The organism is Parapedobacter luteus, from assembly GCF_900168055.1.
GTDB classification, from domain to species: Bacteria; Bacteroidota; Bacteroidia; order Sphingobacteriales; family Sphingobacteriaceae; genus Parapedobacter; species Parapedobacter luteus.
The window spans coordinates 171275-191264 of the sequence record NZ_FUYS01000002.1 but is presented as its reverse complement, the minus strand read 5'-3'; the positions used below and the strand labels follow the sequence as shown (position 1 = coordinate 191264).

Annotated in this window: 16 protein-coding genes and 1 pseudogene; 11 read left to right on the top strand and 6 right to left on the bottom strand. The window is 49.7% G+C overall.

Annotated features, from left to right (window positions below; genetic code table 11):
* Nucleotides 1–11 precede the first annotated feature (11 nt).
* Together B5X72_RS03955 and B5X72_RS20730 are read left to right on the top strand one after the other, a co-directional pair.
* Complete coding sequence (locus tag B5X72_RS03955) at nucleotides 12–1205, top strand: AI-2E family transporter (protein ID WP_079715548.1); 1194 nt, start codon at nucleotides 12–14, stop codon at nucleotides 1203–1205.
* Between the two features lie 76 nt (nucleotides 1206–1281).
* Nucleotides 1282–1446 (top strand): hypothetical protein, encoded by a 165-nt coding sequence (locus tag B5X72_RS20730; RefSeq protein ID WP_176146090.1) that lies wholly within the window; start codon nucleotides 1282–1284, stop codon nucleotides 1444–1446.
* A gap of 45 nt (nucleotides 1447–1491) precedes the next feature.
* Here the strand turns inward: B5X72_RS20730 and B5X72_RS03950 are convergent, their stop codons facing one another.
* The 4 genes from B5X72_RS03950 to B5X72_RS03935 are packed head-to-tail and all read right to left on the bottom strand — an operon-like array spanning nucleotide 1492 to nucleotide 7658.
* Entirely contained in the window at nucleotides 1492–4533 is a 3042-nt protein-coding gene (locus B5X72_RS03950) for an efflux RND transporter permease subunit (RefSeq protein ID WP_079715547.1), read from the bottom strand.
* 6 nt (nucleotides 4534–4539) lie between these two features.
* Nucleotides 4540–5586 (bottom strand): efflux RND transporter periplasmic adaptor subunit, encoded by a 1047-nt coding sequence (locus B5X72_RS03945; RefSeq protein WP_233632723.1) that lies wholly within the window; start codon nucleotides 5584–5586, stop codon nucleotides 4540–4542.
* 24 nt (nucleotides 5587–5610) lie between these two features.
* Nucleotides 5611–6981: a TolC family protein gene (locus tag B5X72_RS03940; RefSeq protein WP_079715545.1), complete on the bottom strand. Its 1371-nt coding sequence runs from the start codon at nucleotides 6979–6981 to the stop codon at nucleotides 5611–5613.
* A gap of 32 nt (nucleotides 6982–7013) precedes the next feature.
* Nucleotides 7014–7658 (bottom strand): TetR/AcrR family transcriptional regulator, encoded by a 645-nt coding sequence (locus tag B5X72_RS03935; protein WP_079715544.1) that lies wholly within the window; start codon nucleotides 7656–7658, stop codon nucleotides 7014–7016.
* Nucleotides 7659–7808: 150 nt separating this feature from the next.
* On the opposite strand from B5X72_RS03935, the gene B5X72_RS03930 reads away from it, so the two are divergent.
* From B5X72_RS03930 to B5X72_RS03900, 7 genes and pseudogenes are all read left to right on the top strand, one after another.
* Nucleotides 7809–8285, top strand: coding sequence for an Lrp/AsnC family transcriptional regulator (locus B5X72_RS03930; protein WP_079715543.1), 477 nt, complete (start codon nucleotides 7809–7811; stop codon nucleotides 8283–8285).
* A gap of 11 nt (nucleotides 8286–8296) precedes the next feature.
* A pseudogene (locus B5X72_RS03925) lies at nucleotides 8297–9205 on the top strand (EamA family transporter); the annotation flags it as partial.
* A gap of 274 nt (nucleotides 9206–9479) precedes the next feature.
* Nucleotides 9480–9980, top strand: a complete 501-nt coding sequence (locus tag B5X72_RS03920; protein WP_217698090.1) for a PAS domain S-box protein — start codon at nucleotides 9480–9482, stop codon at nucleotides 9978–9980.
* Entirely contained in the window at nucleotides 9950–11854 is a 1905-nt protein-coding gene (locus B5X72_RS03915) for an ATP-binding protein (RefSeq protein WP_176146089.1), read from the top strand. The genes B5X72_RS03920 and B5X72_RS03915 overlap by 31 nt, the downstream gene beginning before the upstream one ends.
* Before the next feature lie 85 nt (nucleotides 11855–11939).
* Complete coding sequence (locus B5X72_RS03910; protein WP_233632724.1) at nucleotides 11940–12695, top strand: 5'-nucleotidase C-terminal domain-containing protein; 756 nt, start codon at nucleotides 11940–11942, stop codon at nucleotides 12693–12695.
* On the top strand, nucleotides 12670–13662 hold the full coding sequence (locus B5X72_RS03905) for a bifunctional metallophosphatase/5'-nucleotidase (protein WP_079715539.1): 993 nt from the start codon (nucleotides 12670–12672) through the stop codon (nucleotides 13660–13662). Before B5X72_RS03910 ends, B5X72_RS03905 begins: the two co-directional genes overlap by 26 nt.
* A 50-nt stretch (nucleotides 13663–13712) precedes the next feature.
* A complete protein-coding gene (locus B5X72_RS03900) occupies nucleotides 13713–14912 on the top strand; it encodes an MFS transporter (RefSeq protein ID WP_079715538.1) in 1200 nt (399 codons plus the stop codon).
* Between the two features lie 58 nt (nucleotides 14913–14970).
* Here B5X72_RS03900 and B5X72_RS03895 read toward each other — a convergent pair whose 3' ends face one another.
* Nucleotides 14971–15792 carry an SDR family oxidoreductase gene (locus B5X72_RS03895; RefSeq protein WP_079715537.1) on the bottom strand — a complete coding sequence of 274 codons (822 nt, stop codon included), beginning with the start codon at nucleotides 15790–15792 and terminating at the stop codon, nucleotides 14971–14973.
* Nucleotides 15773–16387 carry a recombination mediator RecR gene (gene recR / locus B5X72_RS03890; protein WP_079715536.1) on the bottom strand — a complete coding sequence of 205 codons (615 nt, stop codon included), beginning with the start codon at nucleotides 16385–16387 and terminating at the stop codon, nucleotides 15773–15775. Before recR ends, B5X72_RS03895 begins: the two co-directional genes overlap by 20 nt.
* Before the next feature lie 119 nt (nucleotides 16388–16506).
* Here recR and B5X72_RS03885 point away from each other — a divergent pair, with 119 nt between their 5' ends.
* Nucleotides 16507–17217, top strand: a complete 711-nt coding sequence (locus B5X72_RS03885) for an LOG family protein (protein ID WP_079715535.1) — start codon at nucleotides 16507–16509, stop codon at nucleotides 17215–17217.
* A 162-nt stretch (nucleotides 17218–17379) separates the two neighbouring features.
* Nucleotides 17380–19971: an ATP-dependent chaperone ClpB gene (gene clpB, locus B5X72_RS03880; protein ID WP_079715534.1), complete on the top strand. Its 2592-nt coding sequence runs from the start codon at nucleotides 17380–17382 to the stop codon at nucleotides 19969–19971.
* Nucleotides 19972–19990 lie beyond the last annotated feature (19 nt).

The window sequence follows — 19990 nt, the reverse complement described above, 5'->3', positions numbered from 1 at the left end:
AACGTTATACTATGCAGGAAACACCCACCAAACGACCCTATGCCCTGGAGCTGGCGGCAACGCTGTTTGCGCTGGCCCTTATCATCGCGCTCATGTATGCATTGCAAAGCGTGCTGGTGCCACTGATGTTTTCCATCCTGATCGCCATTTCACTGTACCCAGTAGCACGTTTCCTGGAGCGCTTGCGCTTCGGCAAGGCTTTTTCGGCACTGCTCGCCGTCATATTGGCTATCGCAATTATCTCCGGTTTGATCTGGTTTATCATCCATCAAGTCATCGTCATCGGCAGGGATGGCACCGAAATCCAATCAAAATTCCTTTCCATTTTTGACACGATACAACGATGGCTGCATGACCGTTTCGGCCTTGAACCCACGGAGGTCGCCGAAAGGTTACGGGGCCAAGCCAACCAGTTTTTATCTAATGCAGCCTCCCATATCACCGCAGCCTTTGGTTCTATTGGCAACTTGCTCGCGGGAGCGGTGCTGGTTCCCCTGTTTTCGTTCTTCCTGTTGTATTATCGGGTTTTCTTCCGTGAGTTCTTCTTCCGCGCATTTAAATCCACACCGCAGGAACGCGTCCACAATACACTCAACAAAATTTACACGGTCGTACAAAGCTACTTGCTGGGGCTTGTCACCGTGATGGGCATCGTAGCTATTTTAAATACGGTGGGGCTATTGCTCATGGGTATCCAGTACGCTTGGTTTTTCGGCACGCTGGCTTCGCTACTCATGCTGCTACCTTACATTGGTATCGCTATCGGGTCAATCTTGCCCGCCCTTTTTGCATTGGCCACCAAAGACAGCTCTTGGTATGCCATTGGTGTCATCGCCTGGTTTCAGGTGGTGCAATTTTTGGAAGGCAACGTCATTACCCCCAACATCGTGGGTGGAAAAGTCAGCATCAACCCGTTGATGGCTATCATATCCATTCTATTGGGTGGCATGCTGTTCGGTTTGGCCGGATTGATTCTCGCACTGCCCATAACGGCGACCATCAAGGTGTTGTTCGATGCCATCCCTTCCATGAATGCTTTCGGATTCCTGATCGGTGAGCCGGAAAAATACCACCTCAAGCGGTATTCGACCAAGATTCTCCTGAAACGATGGAACCTGCGGGACTTGCTGGAGGCCAAGGAGCGGAAAATGAAGGAAGAGATAGAAAGAAAAGCCGAAGAGCCTGACAGCGGGAAACAAGAATGATTTTTTACTTCATGGGAAAGAACAATGCTACCGCTTCGGTTGTTATTGAAGGTAACAAAACAAATGGAGGGGTACCATGAAGGAAAAAAATGTAACTGGCACACAAGACAAAAGCCGCAAAGGCGAAATGGGCAGCTCAACTGCGGACAAAGCATTCGCCGATTCAAAAAAGCAAAAACGGGCACAAGGGCTGCCTAATGCAGGTGGCGTACGCACCGGACAAATAAAAAAAGATAAATGACCAATGCAGGACTGCCCGGCACACAAGAGGCCGGGCAGTTTGCGTTTATACCTTTGGCGGCATCAGCTTATAAACAATCGGCGTAACGACACGCGACAGCAACGTTGAGCTAATCAGTCCGCCAATCATGACAATAGCCAATGGCGAAATCAGTGGATTACTTGACCATGCAATCGGTAATAAACCACCTATTGCTGTCAACGAAGTCAGGATAATCGGCAAAAACCGCATCTCCCCCGCTTTCTCAATCGCCTCGTTAAGCTCCATACCTTCCCGGCGGAGCTGGTTGGTGAAGTCAACCAGTAATATCGTGTTTTTCACTTCAATACCCGCCAGCGCCACCAAACCTACCGTAGCCACAAAGGAAAGCGTATTGCCTGTAACCAGCAGGGCCAACACAGCACCAACAATTCCCAGCGGGATCACCGACAGAACGATCACGGTACTCTGCAAGGTCTTAAACTCTAATACCAGCACAGCAATAAACATAAATACTGTAATCAGAATGACCGTTCCAAAGCCCCCGAACGATTGCTCTCGGCTTTCCACCTCACCGCCCATCTCATAGTGGTATCCCATGGGTAAAGACATCTCGTCCATTTGGCGGACAACGTCTTGGATAACTTCGTCATTCGTATAACCACTTGCTACAAAACAATTGACCGATACGGTGCGTTCCCGGTCAATATGGTAGATGGCAGGTGGCGAAGGCACCAGTTTCAGCGTAGCCAATTGGCTAAACGGCACGGCTACACCCGCTACGTTGTCTACATAAATCCGATCAAACACCGTCAGATCCGGATAAGAGCCGCGAGGCATACTCAACCGTACCAGGTAATCGTCGTCATCCGACTCCGGATCGGTATAGGTAGTCACGTCATATCCCGCCAACATCAGACGAACCGTCCGATCAATATTTGCACTCGGTACCCCCAGGGCCAACGCCTTATCCCGATGAATATCCACCTGGATATCTGTCTTATCGTTTCGTATAGGATTATTCACATACAATGCACCTGGCGTGCGCTCCATCATCGTTTCCACCTGCGCAGCTAAACGTTTCAGCGTATCTAAGTTCTCACCAAACAGACGCACTTCCACCGGGGATATCACAGGAACCCCCTGCTCAAAATTCTTCACCTCTACCTTCGCGCCCAGATAAGGCGTCCAACGCTGCCGCAGTTGCTCAATGAATGCTTCCTTCTCCTTTGGGGAGGTATCCGCCTGCAACTGCACAAACAGCTCAGCGAAATCTGCTCGTTCGTTGGCTTGCTCCACATTATAATAGATCCGGGGATTCCCTTTACCGACGTTGGACGCGAAGTATTGCACCTCAGACATCTCCGCAAGCTCAGCTTCCAACTGGCGCGTAATGCTATCTGTCACATAGATATTAGCCTGCAACGGCGCATTGATACGGACTAGAAACTGAGGTTTTTCTGAAGACGGAAACAAACTGAAACCGACCACAGGAATAAGTGCCAATGCGCCAGCAAAAATCAAAACGGCCACTGCGACCGTCTGCCACGGGCGCTTCAGCGCCTTATCGAGCAATACCGCATACGTGCTATGGATAGCGCGCTGGAGCCAGCGAAGCACGGCGTTTCCGTCGGGATTTTCATGCGGCTTTAGTAACCGGCTCGACAGAAAAGGCACCACCAGCAAGGCCACCAACATGGAAGCGATGACCGAACCGATGACCGCCATCGGTAAGCTACGGATAAAATCGCCCGCCGTCTCAGGCATAAACATCAGGGGCATAAAGGCTATCGCCAAGGTCACTGTACAGCCGACTACTGCCAGCGCAATCTGATGGGTGCCCTTGATGGCTGCCTCCACACGCGAAAACCCTTCGCGCATCCACCGCTCGATGTTTTCGACCACCACAATGCTATCATCTACGACCAAACCCAACGCCACCACGAAGCCGACGATACTCAGCTGGTTCAATGAATAACCCAGCGCATTGAGAACAATGACCCCCATGGATAACGACAGCGGTACAGCAATCATCACCACGAGCGACGCACGCATACCCAAGGGCAACAGCGTGATAAGCACCAGCGTGACTGCAATGAGGAAGTCAATCCCCAAGCCACTGAGCCGTTTATTGACGTTTTCACCTTGGTCGAAATGCAACACCATGTCGATATTGTCCGGCAAGCGCGCTTTGAATTGATCGAGCACCTTCAGATACGCTTCCTGTGTCCGGCTAATGTTTTCCCCGGCCTTTTGCGCCGCATTCACAAATACGGCCCGATGGCCATTGAGACGCGTAATATGTGTCTCCGGCGCAAAATCGGCATACACGGCCGCAACATCCCTCAACAGCGTGTTTTTTCCCTCCGCACTGGAGATGATGGTGTTTTTGATGCTCTCAATACTTTGGTAGTTGCCGCTGGTCTTGATGCTAAACACTTTGCCTCCAGCCAATATACTTCCTCCAGGAATGTTAGCCCCTTCGCTTTGGATAGCTTGCATGACCCGATTGAGCGGGATACCTAGCTGTGCGAGCCGCGCCGGCTCAACATCCACCCTTATTATCTGGTCAGACAGGCCGCTTACTTTCACATCCTTCAAGGCCTTCACCTTCTCCAGCGCCTCTTTCAGATCGTCGGAAACATCCTTCATCACTTTGCGTGACGCATTCTCAGAGATTAATGCAACTTGCAAAACATTTACGCCCGTAGGATCGATTTTCTGTACATCAATGCTGTATAGCTCATCAGGCAATTGCGGACGCAATGCGCTGACTTCCCGAATAAGCTCTTGGTATTTATCATCGTAATCAACACCGTGTTCGTACTCGACGAAAAGTACGGCCAGCCCATTCAGGATTGTGGTACGTATACGCTTAATATTGTCGAGGTCGTAGATCCGGGTTTCCATGGGTTTTACGACCAATTGCTCCATATCCTTCGGATTGGTGCCTGGATAAATGACCACCACAGGGAAATTAGGTGGTTGCATCTCGGGGTCCTCAGCCCGGGGCATGGTCAGGATACTGCTCACACCGATAGCGATGACCATCAACACCATGATTAGCGTAAACTGATAATTTTTTATGGGATATCTGATTAAATCCATGTCATCTTACTTTACCGTGATCGTTGAACCGTCGCGCAAATAGGGACTCCCCGAAACGATAAGCGATTGCGCATCTTCCAGCCCGCCCGTAATCATCACGTGATCACGTTGGATATCACCTATCTGCACCTGCACCCGCTTGGCCGTTTTACCGTCGTCGGTCACAAAGACATAACCCGTTCCGGCATCACCATCCAAAAGTGCTTCGTATGGAATGAACCAGGCGTCCTTTTTACCGGCCAGCCGGATTTCCGCTTTACCGAACATGCCTGAAGCCAAGGCAGGCAGCTGCTTATCCAAAAGCTTCAGATAGACGGTGAACGTTCCTGATTGCTGATCGATGCCCTCGGATTTGCGCAATACCACCGCTCGCATTGCCCCATCCGCAATAGCACCGCTATATACCGTAGCGCTATCGCCCACACGGATGGCCGCCCACTGCCTATCGCTGACACCGACCTTGAGCAACCATCCACTACGTCCCGTGCCACTGACGACCAACACGGGTGTACCGGGCCCAACTATCTGCCCTGGATTGACAGGGCGTTGCAACACATAACCATCGAATGTCGCCCGGATGCTGGTATGCCCCAGGTTGTAAGTCGCACGTTCCGCATCCTGCCTGGCCACCTCAAGCGCTGTTTGCGTGTTTTCCAATTGCTCCAATGTTGCTACACTATCGAGGTAAAGCTGCCGAGCGCGTTTGTAATCGCGCTCGGCCTTTTCCAGCGCAAGTTGTGACTGCTTCACCGCGGTGTTTATTTCCGTAGGCTCCAGCGAAGCAAGTAACTGGCCACGCTTGAATGCATCCCCTTCCTTCACCTGGATGTGCTGAATGACGCCGCCGTTCTTGAATGAAAGTACGGTCTCGTCATCCGTGGTAAATACGCCCGTAGCGCTTACCGACTGTACCGTATCCCGTGATGCAAGCGGCACCACGACGACAGGGATGACTTCCGTACCCGGCAAGCTTTCTTGCTGTTTGCGGTGCCCGCATGCCCCCGCACTCAGCAAGAGGCCCAACACGACACTGATATTCCCGAACTTGTTCATTTCTATCTCTTTTGATTGTTCAATTTATTGGATAAGCGGATAATTTGCATTTTCACGTTCGAGCGCAGCGGCTGCCGAAAGCACCTGATACGTGTTTATTAATAAAGCCATGCGGGCAGACGTGTATTGATTGCGCGCATCGACGGTCTCGATATAGCTATTTGAACCTGCTTGATACCCCTTACTGATGAGGCGCTGATAAGCCTGCGCAGCTTCCAGCTGACTTTTGGACGACCGGTAGCTCTGCCAGGCCGATTGAAGGTTGTGATGTGCCACCGAGTTGGCAAGCTGCAATTGCTGCTGCACCTGCTGCAGTTGCAATTGGGCATCCTGAAGGTCGAGCCGTGACTGTTGAATGTTGTATTTATTCCGATTACCGTTATAAATAGGGAATTCCAATTGTAAGCCGGCCATATAATAACGTGTCTGCCCATTGAAATGAAACCCTTCCGATTGCGAGCCCAGGTCAAAGAACGCATTCAGCTTGGGCACCGCAAAACGCTTGTTCATCCGAAGCACAGTTTCACGTATACCTATTGCGGTAGCCAACGATAGCAATTCTTCTCGTTCGCCCACCGATAGCGTACCTTGCCGGAGCATACCTGCTGCCTCCAATAAGGCATCATCATGGTTAAAAGCAGTATCAATCCCTGAATCTGCTGTACGATTAAGTAAACTGTTGAAGTAAAGCTGCGCATTCCGTGCTTTTAGTTCAGCATCGGTCAATTTAGCTTCAGCCTCGGCCACCTCGCCACTGGAGCGAAGGACGTAAGCTGGGAGTCCTTTGCCATTTTCTACCAGGCGTTCATTGGTGCGTTTCCCTTCCCGGGCCAGCTCTAATGCTGACCGATAGATACCGACGGCCTGCTGGGCACTCAGGTAGTTAAAATAGGCGATTTTGATTTCCTTGACCAACTCACGTTTATAAATGTCCACCTCCAGCTCACTCAACTGCACCTGTTGCTCCTGAATGCGTTTGTTGTAAGCAATATCCGTGTTGATGAGCGGTAAGGTGGTCCGGATGTGCGCATCGTAATAATTCCTGGGAAGAAAATTGATGGTTTCGTTCTCAATTTGAGGAAAGTTGTTGGATTGCGTCAATTGGTTCAACGTACGATATACGGGATTAAGCATGTCTCCGATGGGCAACGGGATGTTGCGACCGCCATCCGCAGTCTGGTAGCCGGCCTGGAGGTTGACGGCAGGGAGAAACATACTCTTGGCAATCCTCAATCCGTATTCGGCCCGCTGCAACGAGACATCGCGTTGCTTGAGTACCAAGTTACTGGCCAGCCCTTCCTGTACATAGCCCGCTAACGCGTCCTGAGCAACGGCATGCACACTGTACGAGCTAAACAGCGGAATGCAAATCAAGATAATTAATACTGTTCTCATTATTAACAGTGTTTATATATAAACAAAAAAAATTACGATAACCGCTCGAGCGACCTCAGGTAAACCTGGAAAACGCTTTCCAGTAGCGCCTCATGCGCCGGCAGCGCATAGCTGCCGCACTTTTCAGCGATATGCTTGAAATGGCTCGTAATATGCAACGAGCATAAGCCATGCACGACACTCCAAGAAAGCATCGCTACCTCGTTAGTATCCATTCCCCCGAAATAACCGCTGTCCTGGCAGGCGGCCACAGTTTTTATCAGCCCATCGAAAATGCGCTCACCCTCTGGCCATTCCTCCTCTGGATGATGGGCCTGCAAATATTTCATCGGCTCCTTCATAATAAACATAAGCTCATAAAAATCAGGATGATCCAAGGCAAATTGAATGTATGCCCTTCCCATGGCTTTCAGCCGCTCAAACGGCTGGTCCACATACACCAAGGCAGCCAGCCGCTCGCGCAATAAACTAAACCCCTCTTGATGCAACGCATACGCGATATCTGTTTTGTCTTTATAATACAAGTAAATGGTTGTAGGACTGAACTCTATCTCTGCCGCGATCTTGCGGATAGACGTCGCCTCATAGCCCTCTTTTACAAATAGCTTCTTTGCCGCCTCCAATATCCTTATTTTCAAATCCTCTTTATGGCGCTCTTTTCTTTCTTTGATTCCCATGACAAATATTAACGTGGCAAAGTTAATTAACGGTGTTAATATTAGCAAATTCTTTTTTTCGAAACTGACAAATCAACAGGTTTGAATATTATTCCGATATATGGCATACATTTTGAATAATATTCTAAATAACACAATTTGTAGAGAACAATGAGCGAAACAACATACACGTTAGACCACGTAGACCTCACCATTATCCGGTTGATGCAGGAAAATGCCCGTATCAACAATGCAGATATCGCACGCGAACTCGGCATGGCGCCTTCGGCGGTGCTGGAACGGGTGAAAAAACTGGAGCAGAAACAGGTGATTTTGCAATACAACGCCAAAATTAATCCGGCTGCGGTCAACCAAAAGCTGTTGTCTTTTATTTTTATCAAAGCGGCTGATGGCATCGGCTGTGCGACCACCGGACAGGCTTTAGCGGCCATTCCGGAAGTGCAGGAAGTACATGATATCGCGGGCGACGATGGCTACCTCGTAAAGGTCCGCACGGCAGACGCTTCGGCACTGGTAGAATTAATGCGCAATTCGTTTGCTAAAATTCCAAATATCATCTCTACCCGGACAACCATTGTGTTGGAAACCGTCAAAGAGCAACAGCAGGTACTTATCCCCCAAAATTGACAGCAAAAGCAATGACGACTGGAACAAATCAAAACCAATTTAAGCTCATGGTCGCGCTGGCATTTGCCATCGTTTACCTCGTTTGGGGTTCAACCTTTTTCTTTATCCACAAAGCGCTGGCTGGTTTCGAACCTTTCACGCTGGGCGCTATCCGGTTTACAACCGCCGGTCTGCTCATGCTTGGATGGTATGCCTATAAAAAATATCCGATTTTCGATTGGTCCGTGATACGGAACGCTGGCATAACCGGATTGCTGCTGCTATACATTGACACGGGTATCATTATTTGGGTGGAGCAGTTTCTGGCCAGCGGCCTGGTAGCCATTATGGCTGCGTCTGCCGCTATCTGGTTTATCCTATTGGATAAACCAAAGTGGAAGGAAAACTTTTCAAACCTCCCGACCATCGCTGGCCTTTTTCTGGGCTTCTTTGGTGTGGTCATGCTTTTTGGAGAGCAGGTGGCGCTTTCCGTAGATCTCGCCGAGCGGAAAACCAACACCAATGGCCTACTGTTGTTGATGTTCGGTGCCATCGCTTGGACAATTGGCTCATTATACTCCAAATATACTGGCAAACCGGATAAGGCTACGCCCGCCAATGGCATGGTCGGCACCGCTTGGCAGCTATTGATTGCCGGCCTGGCGTTCACCATCACGGCATTTGTTCGCGGCGAAGCGGAGGCCTTCCGCCCACAGGAGATCCCCGCTCAAGCCTGGTGGGCTATTGCATACCTTATCCTATTCGGGTCCATCATTGCATACAGCGCGTATATCTGGTTACTCAAGGTGCGGCCGGCAACAGAGGTGAGTACATATGCTTATGTAAACCCTATCGTAGCGGTATTGCTAAGCCTTTTGCTTACAGATGAGCACATTACCGGCATCCAAATTACTGGATTGGCGGTTATCCTTATCAGTGTACTCCTCATCAACTGGACCGCGTACAATCTTCCGACCTCGTTTAAGCGCAGGAAACCAGATAAAACCGGCCGTCCGAGGCCATCCCTTCGATCCAGAATCCGGAATAGGATAGCCCTGCGCACAGGCAACGCACCCATTAAATTATAACCGACTGGCTAATAGCTGCATAGTCGTTTAAAAATATTAAGTAAAAAGAAATAGAAAACTTTTTGGTTTCTTACTTTATTACTATCTTTATTGCCTGCCTTTATCGGACGACCCCGCTATGTACGCTATGAAAAATTTTGACCAGACAACCGATCAAAACCTCCAGGAAATACTCCATGCGGCCCCGTTCGGCTTTTTCAAGCTCGATCTGGACGGCAATGCGCTTTTTGTCAGCAAATCATGGGAAGATATCACTGGTCTCGAAGTCGGCGTCTCCCTGGGCAAAGGCTGGCATAGCGTCTTGGTACCCGAGGACATACCGGTGATCGCCACCGCCATCAGGGAAGCAACAACCGGGCAAAAGCAAACCGTAGCCTTCGGCTTTCGCATACACCACCCCCAAAGCGGCATCCGCTTTTGCCGCATGGATGTACGGCTGATACAAAACGAACAGGATAGAAGCCAATGCCTTATCGGTTATGTACAAGATGTTACCGACGACCATTTAACCCATATAAAATTAAAGGAAGCCGAAAACAGACAACGGGAAATGAACACCTACCTTACCTCGTTGATTGCTTCCTTGAAGATATTGTATTGGAAATCGATACCGAAAGGCGGTTTATAAATGTTTGGGCCAAAGATGAAACACTGTTTTTTCTACCTAAGGAAAAATTTATCGGTAAAACCATAGCCGAGGTATTTCCCCACATGGAAAGCTTGTTTTCCGCCCCCATTACGGCGGCCATCCGTACAGGCGAGCCCCAAGAATTCGAATACAAGCACATTGATCCCACCATTGATAAATGGTTTAAAGCCAAAGTAACGATGGTAAGCAAAACTAACCAACCGGCAGAACAGCAACGCCTGGCGCTGACAATCCAAGACATCACAAGCCGCATCAAACAGGAGCAAGCCCTCAAACAAACAAAAGCATTGCTCGAACGGACAAACCAGATACTGGAATCCAGCCAAAAGCTGAGCAATACCGGTGGCTGGGAATTTGACGTATTGACGGGAGAGATGTTTTGGACCAACCAGACCAAATTGATCTTTGAGATTGGCGAAAATGACACCATCAATTACCAGGATATCCTGACGTTGTGCGACCCGGGTTATGATTACATCTTTGATCAGCATATTCGCCGATCCTTGGAAAAAAAGGAGCCGCACGATTTTATTTTCCGTATCCGTGACAAGAAGTGGTTGAGGAGCATCGGCTTTCCCGTGGTTGAAAACAACTGCGTCGTAAAACTGCGGGGAGCAACGATGGACATTACCGAGCAAATGAAAACCACCCAAGCGCTGTTGGAAGCCAAAAACAAAGCGGAAGAGGCTGCACAGGCAAAGACTGACTTCTTATCGGTCATGAGCCACGAAATACGGACCCCATTAAACGGTATTATCGGCATAAGCAACCTACTAAAAATGAACCGCTTTCAAGATCACCAAGCCTATGTGGATAATTTGATTTTCTCGGCAGATCACTTGTTGCAACTTATTAATGACATCCTTGATCTCACGAAAATAGACAGTGACCATGTTGAGCTGGTGCAAAACGAAGTCAACTTGTTCGAACTGTTGCAGCGTATCACGAACCAATTCAACTCACTGGCTGAGTCAAAAAATATCGACCTGATCACTTTTGTGGACCCCGGAATACCAGAAAAAATCATAGCTGATGCCGTCCGGATAAACCAGATACTAAACAACCTGATAAGCAATGCCCTTAAATACACGGATGCGGGGAAGGTAACGGTTGCCCTGCAAGCATTGTCCTGTGATGCGCATAAGGTGACCATCCGTTTTACCATCAAAGATACCGGCATCGGCATCCCCGAGGAGTACCATGAGGTTATCTTCGATAGTTTCAAGCAGGTGCAGCAGCCGGCGTCCAGGAAACATACCGGTACCGGATTGGGCTTAGCGATTACCAAGAAACTTATCGAACTTCACAATAGCCATATTTCGATGGAGAGCACGATGGGAAAAGGCACGACATTCCGTTTTGATATCGCCTTCGATTTGCCCCAGAGCAACATGGCAATTGACCAACCGAGCATAAGCTATTCCGTAGACACTTATGCCAATAAATTGGGGGATTTGCGGGTATTGCTCGTAGAAGACAACCCCATTAATGCAATGGTGGCCCAAAAACAACTGGCTTATTTTGGCATCGTCCCCGATTGTGCCTACGATGGCCTGGAGGCTTTATCATTATTGAAGAACAATGCGTATCACATTGCATTCATCGACCTGCATATGCCGGGTATGGACGGACAAGCCCTTTCTGAATTCGTCCACAAACACTATCCGGACACACACATCGTTATTTCCACAGCAGACATCATGGGTGATGTTCGGGTAAGGTTATCAGAAATACATGCGTATGACATTCTCAATAAGCCGGTTGTCCTTGAGAAGCTTCTGGTATTCTTACTGAAGGTGGCCGAACAGCGCAGCATCATCAGTATGGAGTCAGCGCTTGATGAACAGCCTTGAGACGTATTTTACGAAAGCTTAATGATATCTTTTTCCGTTTTCCATACTTCTTGACTACCTTTATCCCTTTAAATACGCGATTCGGATGGCGAGACTTACCAAAATGGGTATTCCTTTGATTCTCGTGGTATGGAGTATCATGGCCTGCTCCAGGTACTTTACTCCAACCAAACCACAGTATACGCAATACGGAATCAGCGGCGAAATACCCGCCGATTCGGCGTACATTAAGTACTATTCACCTTACCAACAACAGCTGGAGGCCGAAATGAACCGGGTTGTCGGCTATACCGATGTAGACCTGACGAAGCCGAGCGACGCGCCGGAAACCTTGCTTGGCAATTTCTTTGCGGACGCACTTTTAGCTGAAGGCCGTAAGCACTATCCCAATGCAGAATTTTCCTTTGGTACTAAAGGCGGCCTGCGTACCGAGCTGCAACAGGGGAATATAACCGTCGGCCTCCTCTTTGAGCTGATGCCTTTCGAAAATGAATTGGTAGTGCTGGAGCTACCCGGCCAAAGCGTACAGCAGTTGGCGCAGTTTATCGCCAGTACAGGCGGGCAACCCGTTGCGGGTATACGGATGAAGACTAAAGACGGCAAACCCGTTGATATCGAAATCGCCGGCAAGCCGATCGATCTTTCCCGCACCTACACCTTGGTCACCTATGATTATTTGGCTAACGGGGGCGACAATTCGCGGGGACTCGAAAAACCGTCGAAACGCATCGATCTGGGCAAAAAAGTCCGCGAAGCATTAATAGACTACGTCAGCCAGCAAACCAAGGAAGGCAAAAATATTAACACGCAACTCGATGGACGAATCACTCGCAACCAGTAGGCGCATTTTTCTGAAACAAGCCAGCGCACTTGCGGCATTTTCAACCCTTGGCGGCATTCCGTTATCGGCCTTGGCCAATGACGATCATGTTGCGCTTACCATCCTTCATACCAATGATGTACATAGCCGCATCGAGCCATTCCCAATGGATGGCTCCAGAAACCAGGGCTTGGGCGGTGTGGCCCGCCGGGCAACGTTAGTTGAGCGTATTCGCCGCGAACAGCGCAACGTGCTGTTGCTCGATGCCGGCGATACCGTACAAGGCACACCGTACTTCAACCTATTTGAGGGAAGAGTTGAGCTTGAGCTCATGAGTAAAATGGGCTATGACGCCAGCACCTTGGGCAACCATGAATTTGACAACGGGCTGGATGGATTGGCAAAAATGCTTCCCTATGCCCAGTTTCCGTTCCTGACGGCCAACTACGACTTCCGTGATACCATCCTGAAGGGAAAAACCCGAGACTACCTTATCGTCAAAAAACAGGGGCTACGCATCGGCATCTTCGGACTGGGCATCGAATTGGAAGGATTAGTTGATCCCAATCACCATCGCGATGTACGTTACCTCAATCCAATTGATACTGCCAATGAATTTGCCACTAGACTCAAGCACGATTACAAGTGTAGCCTCGTCATCTGCCTATCGCATTTGGGCTATCGCTACCGCGACAATAAAGTCTCCGACCAGGTACTGGCTGCCCATACCCGTGGTATCGACCTCATCATTGGCGGACATACGCACACGTTTATGCCCGAACCTGAGGATATCCGAAACCTGGATGGCGAAGTCACTACGATAAACCAAGTAGGGTTTGGCGGCATCAATCTCGGACGGCTGGACTACCTATTTGAGCGGCGATCCGGCAAAAAAACCTTGCTAACAGCGAGCCGATATGAAATTTCGGGAAGCGCTCCGCTTGAGAAGAGTGTTGGCGGGCCGCGTCAGATGCGAAGAACGACATAAACGCTAATCGCAGCGATCGCCACGCAAAATCTGAAATCGGTGTAAAATAAATGAAGGAGTTTATACGCCTATATATCGACGCGTACCGGGGACTATCGCGCCCCGCATGGATGCTGGCCCTGGTCATGCTCGTCAATCGCACAGGCGCCATGGTGCTGCCTTTTTTGGGTATCTACATGACACAGGCGCTCAATTTTTCCATCAGGGAAGTCGGGGTCGTACTGGCTTGTTTTGGCCTTGGCGCAGTCACGGGCTCATGGCTTGGCGGCTGGCTGACCGACCGTTTTGGCAATTTCTGGGTACAGACCTTAAGTTTGCTGGCCTCGGTACCGCTGTTCGTTGTGACGCCACTGTTTACATCGGTTGAAACGCTGGCTGCCGCCATCTATATACTCAGTGTGGTGACCGAATCGTTCCGGCCCGCTAACTCCGTGTCGGTGGCCCGCTATGCACGCCCTGAAAACATCACACGGGCATTTTCACTCAACCGCATGGCCATCAACCTTGGTTTTTCCGTCGGCCCTGCGATGGGTGGTTTCCTTGCCTCTATTTCATACCACTGGATATTTTATGGCAACGCACTGGGCGCCTTCATAGCTGCGCTTATTTTTATCGCCTTCTTTGCAAAACGCAAAGGAACGATCCGGTCTAAGTCTACGCACAACATCGACGAAACCGCAGCACCGAAGTCCCCCTACGGCGACTGGGTATTCCTATTATTCAGCTTTTTTTGCTGTATCTACGCGATCTGCTTCTTTCAACTGCTGAGCACCCTGCCACTCTTCTACCAAAAGGCACATAGCCTGGACGAAAAGCAGGTGGGCATCATATTAGGGTTCAGCGGATTTGTCGTCGTCCTGTTCGAGATGCTGCTTGTGCATATCGCGGAGCGGCGCCTCTCCTATGCCAGCAGCATTTTTTGGGGCACGGCACTCTGTGCCTTATCGTTTGCCTTGCTTCCCATCCCCACAGGCTATTGGATACTCTATGTGTCTATTTTTCTGTTGAGCATCTCCGAGATACTGGCCATGCCTTTCATGGCCTCCGTGGCTGTACAGCGGGCGTCAAGACGCACCCAGGGGGCTTACATGGGGCTCAATGCGTTAGCCTTCTCCGCTGCTCACGTATTTTCGCCATTCCTGGGCACCCGCATTGCCGATCAGTATGGGTTCAATACGCTATGGTGGGGCACTACTATCGTACTTGTGGGCGTAGCCATTGGACTCTATGTTATTGTCAGGAAATTGTGAGCCCCATGCAAGAGCGTACACAAACCTGTTCGGTAGCAGCCCCATGTGCTGCGATGGGCTATTTCACCAACGGATTCTTTTCTTTAGCAAACAATTTATAGACTTGCTTATCCACCCAGGCCGGGAATAGTTTGTTCATCAGCACAGTTAGCCTACCCTGTCGGGTCATGACTAACGTACGCTTGCGAAGGACAACACCTTGCACAATCCGTTCGGCCACTTCTTCGGCTGTCATCATTTTCGTTTCGTCCATACTGGTTTCACCGTGTTCGCCACCCATTGCATCCAGTGCGGTTTGCCGAATGTTGGAAGCGGTAAAGCCCGGACACACCACCATGACATGCAACCCCGTTTTCAGGTTTTCAACACGGAGTGACTCCATGAATCCGTGGATGGCAAATTTGGAAGCTGCATACCCTGTGCGACCAGGAAGCCCGCGGAAACCTGCGATAGATGAAACCGCCACCACCGTTCCTTTGCTTCGCAGCAATGCCTCCATTGCGTATTTTGTGCAGTGTACCGTACCCCAAAAGTTTACATCCATCAGACGGCGGAGCACAGCAAGGTCCAGGTTGGCAAACAATGCCCGCATGCTAAGCCCAGCGTTGTTGACCAATACGTCAATAACACCGAAGGTAGTAGTCGCCTGCCTTATCAATGCCTCGCAATCCGCCTCCTTGGTGACGTCGCACTGCACAGCCAGTGCACGGACACCGTATTGCCGCTCCAGTGATTGCGCGATTTCGCACAACGTCACATACCGCCTGGCACCAAGGACAAGCTGGGCACCCTGCCGCGCAAATGCTTCCGCGCAGGCTAAGCCGATACCGGAGGATGCCCCGGTAATGACAACGGTCTTGTTACGCAATGTTCCGCTCATAAGGCACACGGGTGGCGATGGAACGTCCGAGGGTTACTTCATCCACATACTCCAGTTCACCGCCGAAGGCTATGCCTCTTGCGATGGTACTGATCTGTACGCCGAAGTCTTTGAGTTTCTTATAAAGGTAAAAAATTGTCGTATCCCCCTCCATCGTAGCACTCAAGGCCAATATAACCTCCTGTACGCCCCCAGCTTCTATACGCCGGATAAGACTGTCAATCTGGAGATCTGAAGGTCCGACGCCATCCATGGGTGATATCAGTCCTCCCAGCACATGATATACACCATGATACTGGTTGGTATTTTCGATCGCCATCACATCACGTGTGTCTTCAACCACACAAACAAGTCCTTTATCACGCTTGTGCGATGCACAGATTTCGCAAATCGCGTTATCTGAAATGTTATAACAAGTGACGCAATACCGGATTTCGCGCTTCAGGCGGTCCAAAGCTGTTGTAAACCGTTCAACATCGGCCTGCGGTTGTTTCAGCAGATGCAGCACAAGGCGCAAAGCGGTCTTCTGCCCTACCCCTGGCAAGCGGCCAAACTCCGCCACGGCCTGCTCCAACAATTTGGAAGAAAAATTCATGGAACAAAGATACTTTTTTAGTGCGAAAGTCATAAGTGATAAGTCGACCGTTTATCGATAGGCAGACCGGGCAAAAATTAGTATTTTAGCGAAAATCAAAGACACAAAGACACTATCTTATGGCAAGGACGAGAGAAGACAAAATCATAAGGGCATTCGAAAACAAAACCTGGCAAGAAATCAAAGTAAAAGACTCCTGGCAAATCTTCAAGATCATGGCCGAGTTTGTGGATGGATTCGAAAAGCTGGCCAAAATAGGCCCCTGCGTATCGCTGTTTGGCTCAGCACGGACACCGCAAGATCACAAATACTACAAATTGGCCGAAGACATAGCGCGATTGCTGACCGAACGGGGCTATGGCGTTGTTTCCGGAGGCGGACCCGGAATTATGGAGGCCGCCAACAAGGGGGCGTATGAAGCAGGGGGAAAATCGGTTGGAATTAACATTGAATTACCCTTTGAACAATTCCACAATGCATACATCGACCGTGACAAACTCTTACAATTCAATTATTTCTTTGTCCGCAAAGTCATGTTCATGAAATATTCCCAAGGCTTTATCGTGCTCCCCGGGGGCTTCGGCACGATGGATGAACTATTTGAGGCCATTACGCTAATCCAAACCGGTAAAGTCGCACGTTTCCCCATCGTCTTGGTCGGCAAAGCGTATTACAGTGGCCTTTTCGATTGGATAAAAAATACGATGCTTGAAGAAGGCAATATCAGTCCGGAAGACCTCAACCTCTACCGGCTTGTGGATACCGCCGAAGAAGCCGCGGAGCACATCTTCCGGTTCTATGACAAGTACCTACTCAAGCCAAATTTTTAGCAGCGATGCCTGCTATTACAACCTGCAATTTTTTCAGTATAATCTTCTAAAATACAGTCAATTATTCAGCAATACCTAAACTAAATACGACAAAATTTCCGATTCCGAAATCAAATCTCCCGTGGTACTTGTTTTGTTTAGACATCCATAAAAATTAAGATGATGAATTTCAACAACTATACCATCAAGGCGCAAGAGACCATTCAAAAAGCTTCTGAAATTGCTGCCGGCAATCAGCAACAAGCTATTGAGACGGCACACTTGCTCAAAGCGCTGTTGCTGGTAGACGAGAATGTCGTAAACCATTTGCTTAAAAAGCTCAATGTCAACGTCAAGCATGTGGAAGATGAGCTCGACAGACAAATTGCCACGTTTCCAAAGGTCAGCGGCAGCAATATCTACCTTGCTTCGTCGGCTAATACCGCGCTGCAAAAGGCGCAGACGTATCTGAAAGAGTTCAAGGATGAATTCGTATCCATTGAACACCTGTTGCTTGGAATACTCAACGCGGGTGATAAGACGGCCGCACTGCTCAAAGATCAAGGCGTGACGGAGAAAGATTTGAAAAGGGCCATAGGCGACCTACGGGGCAATGCACGGGTAACCGATCAAAACGCAGAAGCCACATACAACGCCTTAAATAAATATGCCCGCAACCTTAATGAGTTTGCAGAATCAGGCAAACTGGATCCGGTCATCGGTCGTGATGAGGAAATCCGGAGGGTAATCCAGATACTCTCACGACGGACGAAAAACAACCCTATTCTGGTGGGTGAGCCCGGTGTGGGCAAGACAGCCATTGCCGAGGGCATCGCACACCGGATTATCAAAGGCGACGTCCCTGAAAACTTAAAGACCAAAACGGTCTTCTCATTAGATATGGGCGCACTCATCGCGGGAGCCAAATATAAGGGAGAGTTTGAGGAACGGCTCAAAGCTGTTGTCAAGGAGGTAACCCAAAGTGATGGGGAGATAATTCTTTTCATTGACGAGATCCACACGCTTGTTGGAGCAGGCGGCGGCGAGGGAGCGATGGATGCCGCAAACATTCTGAAGCCGGCCCTAGCCCGTGGTGAACTACGTGCCATCGGAGCCACTACCCTCAATGAATATCAAAAATACTTTGAGAAGGACAAAGCATTGGAACGGCGTTTTCAAAAAGTAATGGTGGAAGAGCCGGATACCCAAGATGCGGTTTCTATCCTCCGTGGACTCAAAGAACGTTATGAGACCCACCATAAGGTGCGTATCCTTGACGAGGCCATCATCGCGGCCGTGGAACTATCACAGCGTTACATCGCCGACCGCTTCCTGCCCGACAAGGCCATCGATCTCATGGATGAAGCAGCTTCAAAACTACGCCTCGAAATGGATTCGGTGCCCGAAGCGGTGGATGAGATCGAACGTCGCATCATGCAGCTGGAAATTGAACGGGAAGCCATCAAACGGGAGAAGGACACAAAAAAGGTCGACGAACTGAGCGAAGAGATAGCCAACCTGAGTGCAGAACGGGATTCCCTCCGCGCAGCGTGGCAAAGCGAAAAAACGCTCGTCGACAGCGTCAACCACGAGCTCGAGCAGATAGAAAACTACAAGATTGAAGCAGATCAGGCCGAAAGGGCAGGCGACTATGGCAAAGTCGCAGAAATCCGCTACGGACGTATCAAAGAGTCCCAAGACAAAGTCGATGCGCTGAAAAAAGAGCTCGCCGAAAAACAAAGCGACAGCCGGATGCTAAAAGAGGAAGTGACCGCCGAAGACATTGCCGGCGTAGTGTCCAGGTGGACTGGCATTCCCGTAACGAAGATGGTACAAAGCGAACGTGAAAAATTGCTACATCTTGAAGAAGAATTACACAAACGGGTAGCAGGCCAGGACGAGGCTATTGAAGCGATTTCCGATGCTATCCGCCGTTCCCGTGCCGGGCTCAGCGACAAACGCCGCCCTATAGGCTCCTTCATTTTCCTCGGCACCACCGGCGTGGGTAAAACCGAACTGGCAAAAGCGTTGGCTGAGTTTCTCTTCAATGATGAGCAGTCGATGGTACGCATTGACATGAGCGAGTACCAAGAACGCCACTCGGTGTCGCGTCTTATTGGAGCGCCTCCGGGATACGTAGGCTACGACGAAGGTGGACAACTAACGGAAGCCATACGCCGCAGGCCCTATGCCGTTGTATTGCTGGACGAGATTGAAAAAGCCCATCCTGACGTTTTCAACATCCTGTTGCAGGTACTGGATGATGGACACCTCACCGACAACAAAGGGCGGGTAGTCAACTTCAAAAATACCATCATCATCATGACCTCCAACATCGGCTCGCATCTTATCCAGGAAAACTTCAGCCAGTTGGATGAAAGCAATAAAGAGGAAATCATGGCGAAAACACAGCATGAAGTCTTTGAGTTGCTCCAGAAAACCATCCGGCCGGAGTTTCTCAACCGCATCGACGAGGTCATCATGTTTACGCCACTTAGCCGGGATGAGCTGAGCAAAATCGTACAAATCCAGTTCAGCAAGGTACAGCAACAACTGGCCGAGATAGGCATCAATCTTACAGCAAGCGAGGAAGCGCTTGACTGGATGGCACAGCTGGGCTACGACCCGCAATATGGCGCCCGTCCGCTCAAACGCGTCATCCAGAAACACATCCTCAACGAGCTTTCCAAGGAGATTCTCGCAGGAAAGATAGACAAAGAGAGCAACATCAAGTTGGATATGTTTGACAACAAGTTTGTGTTCTTAAATCAGTGATTCGCGGACAATGAACGGC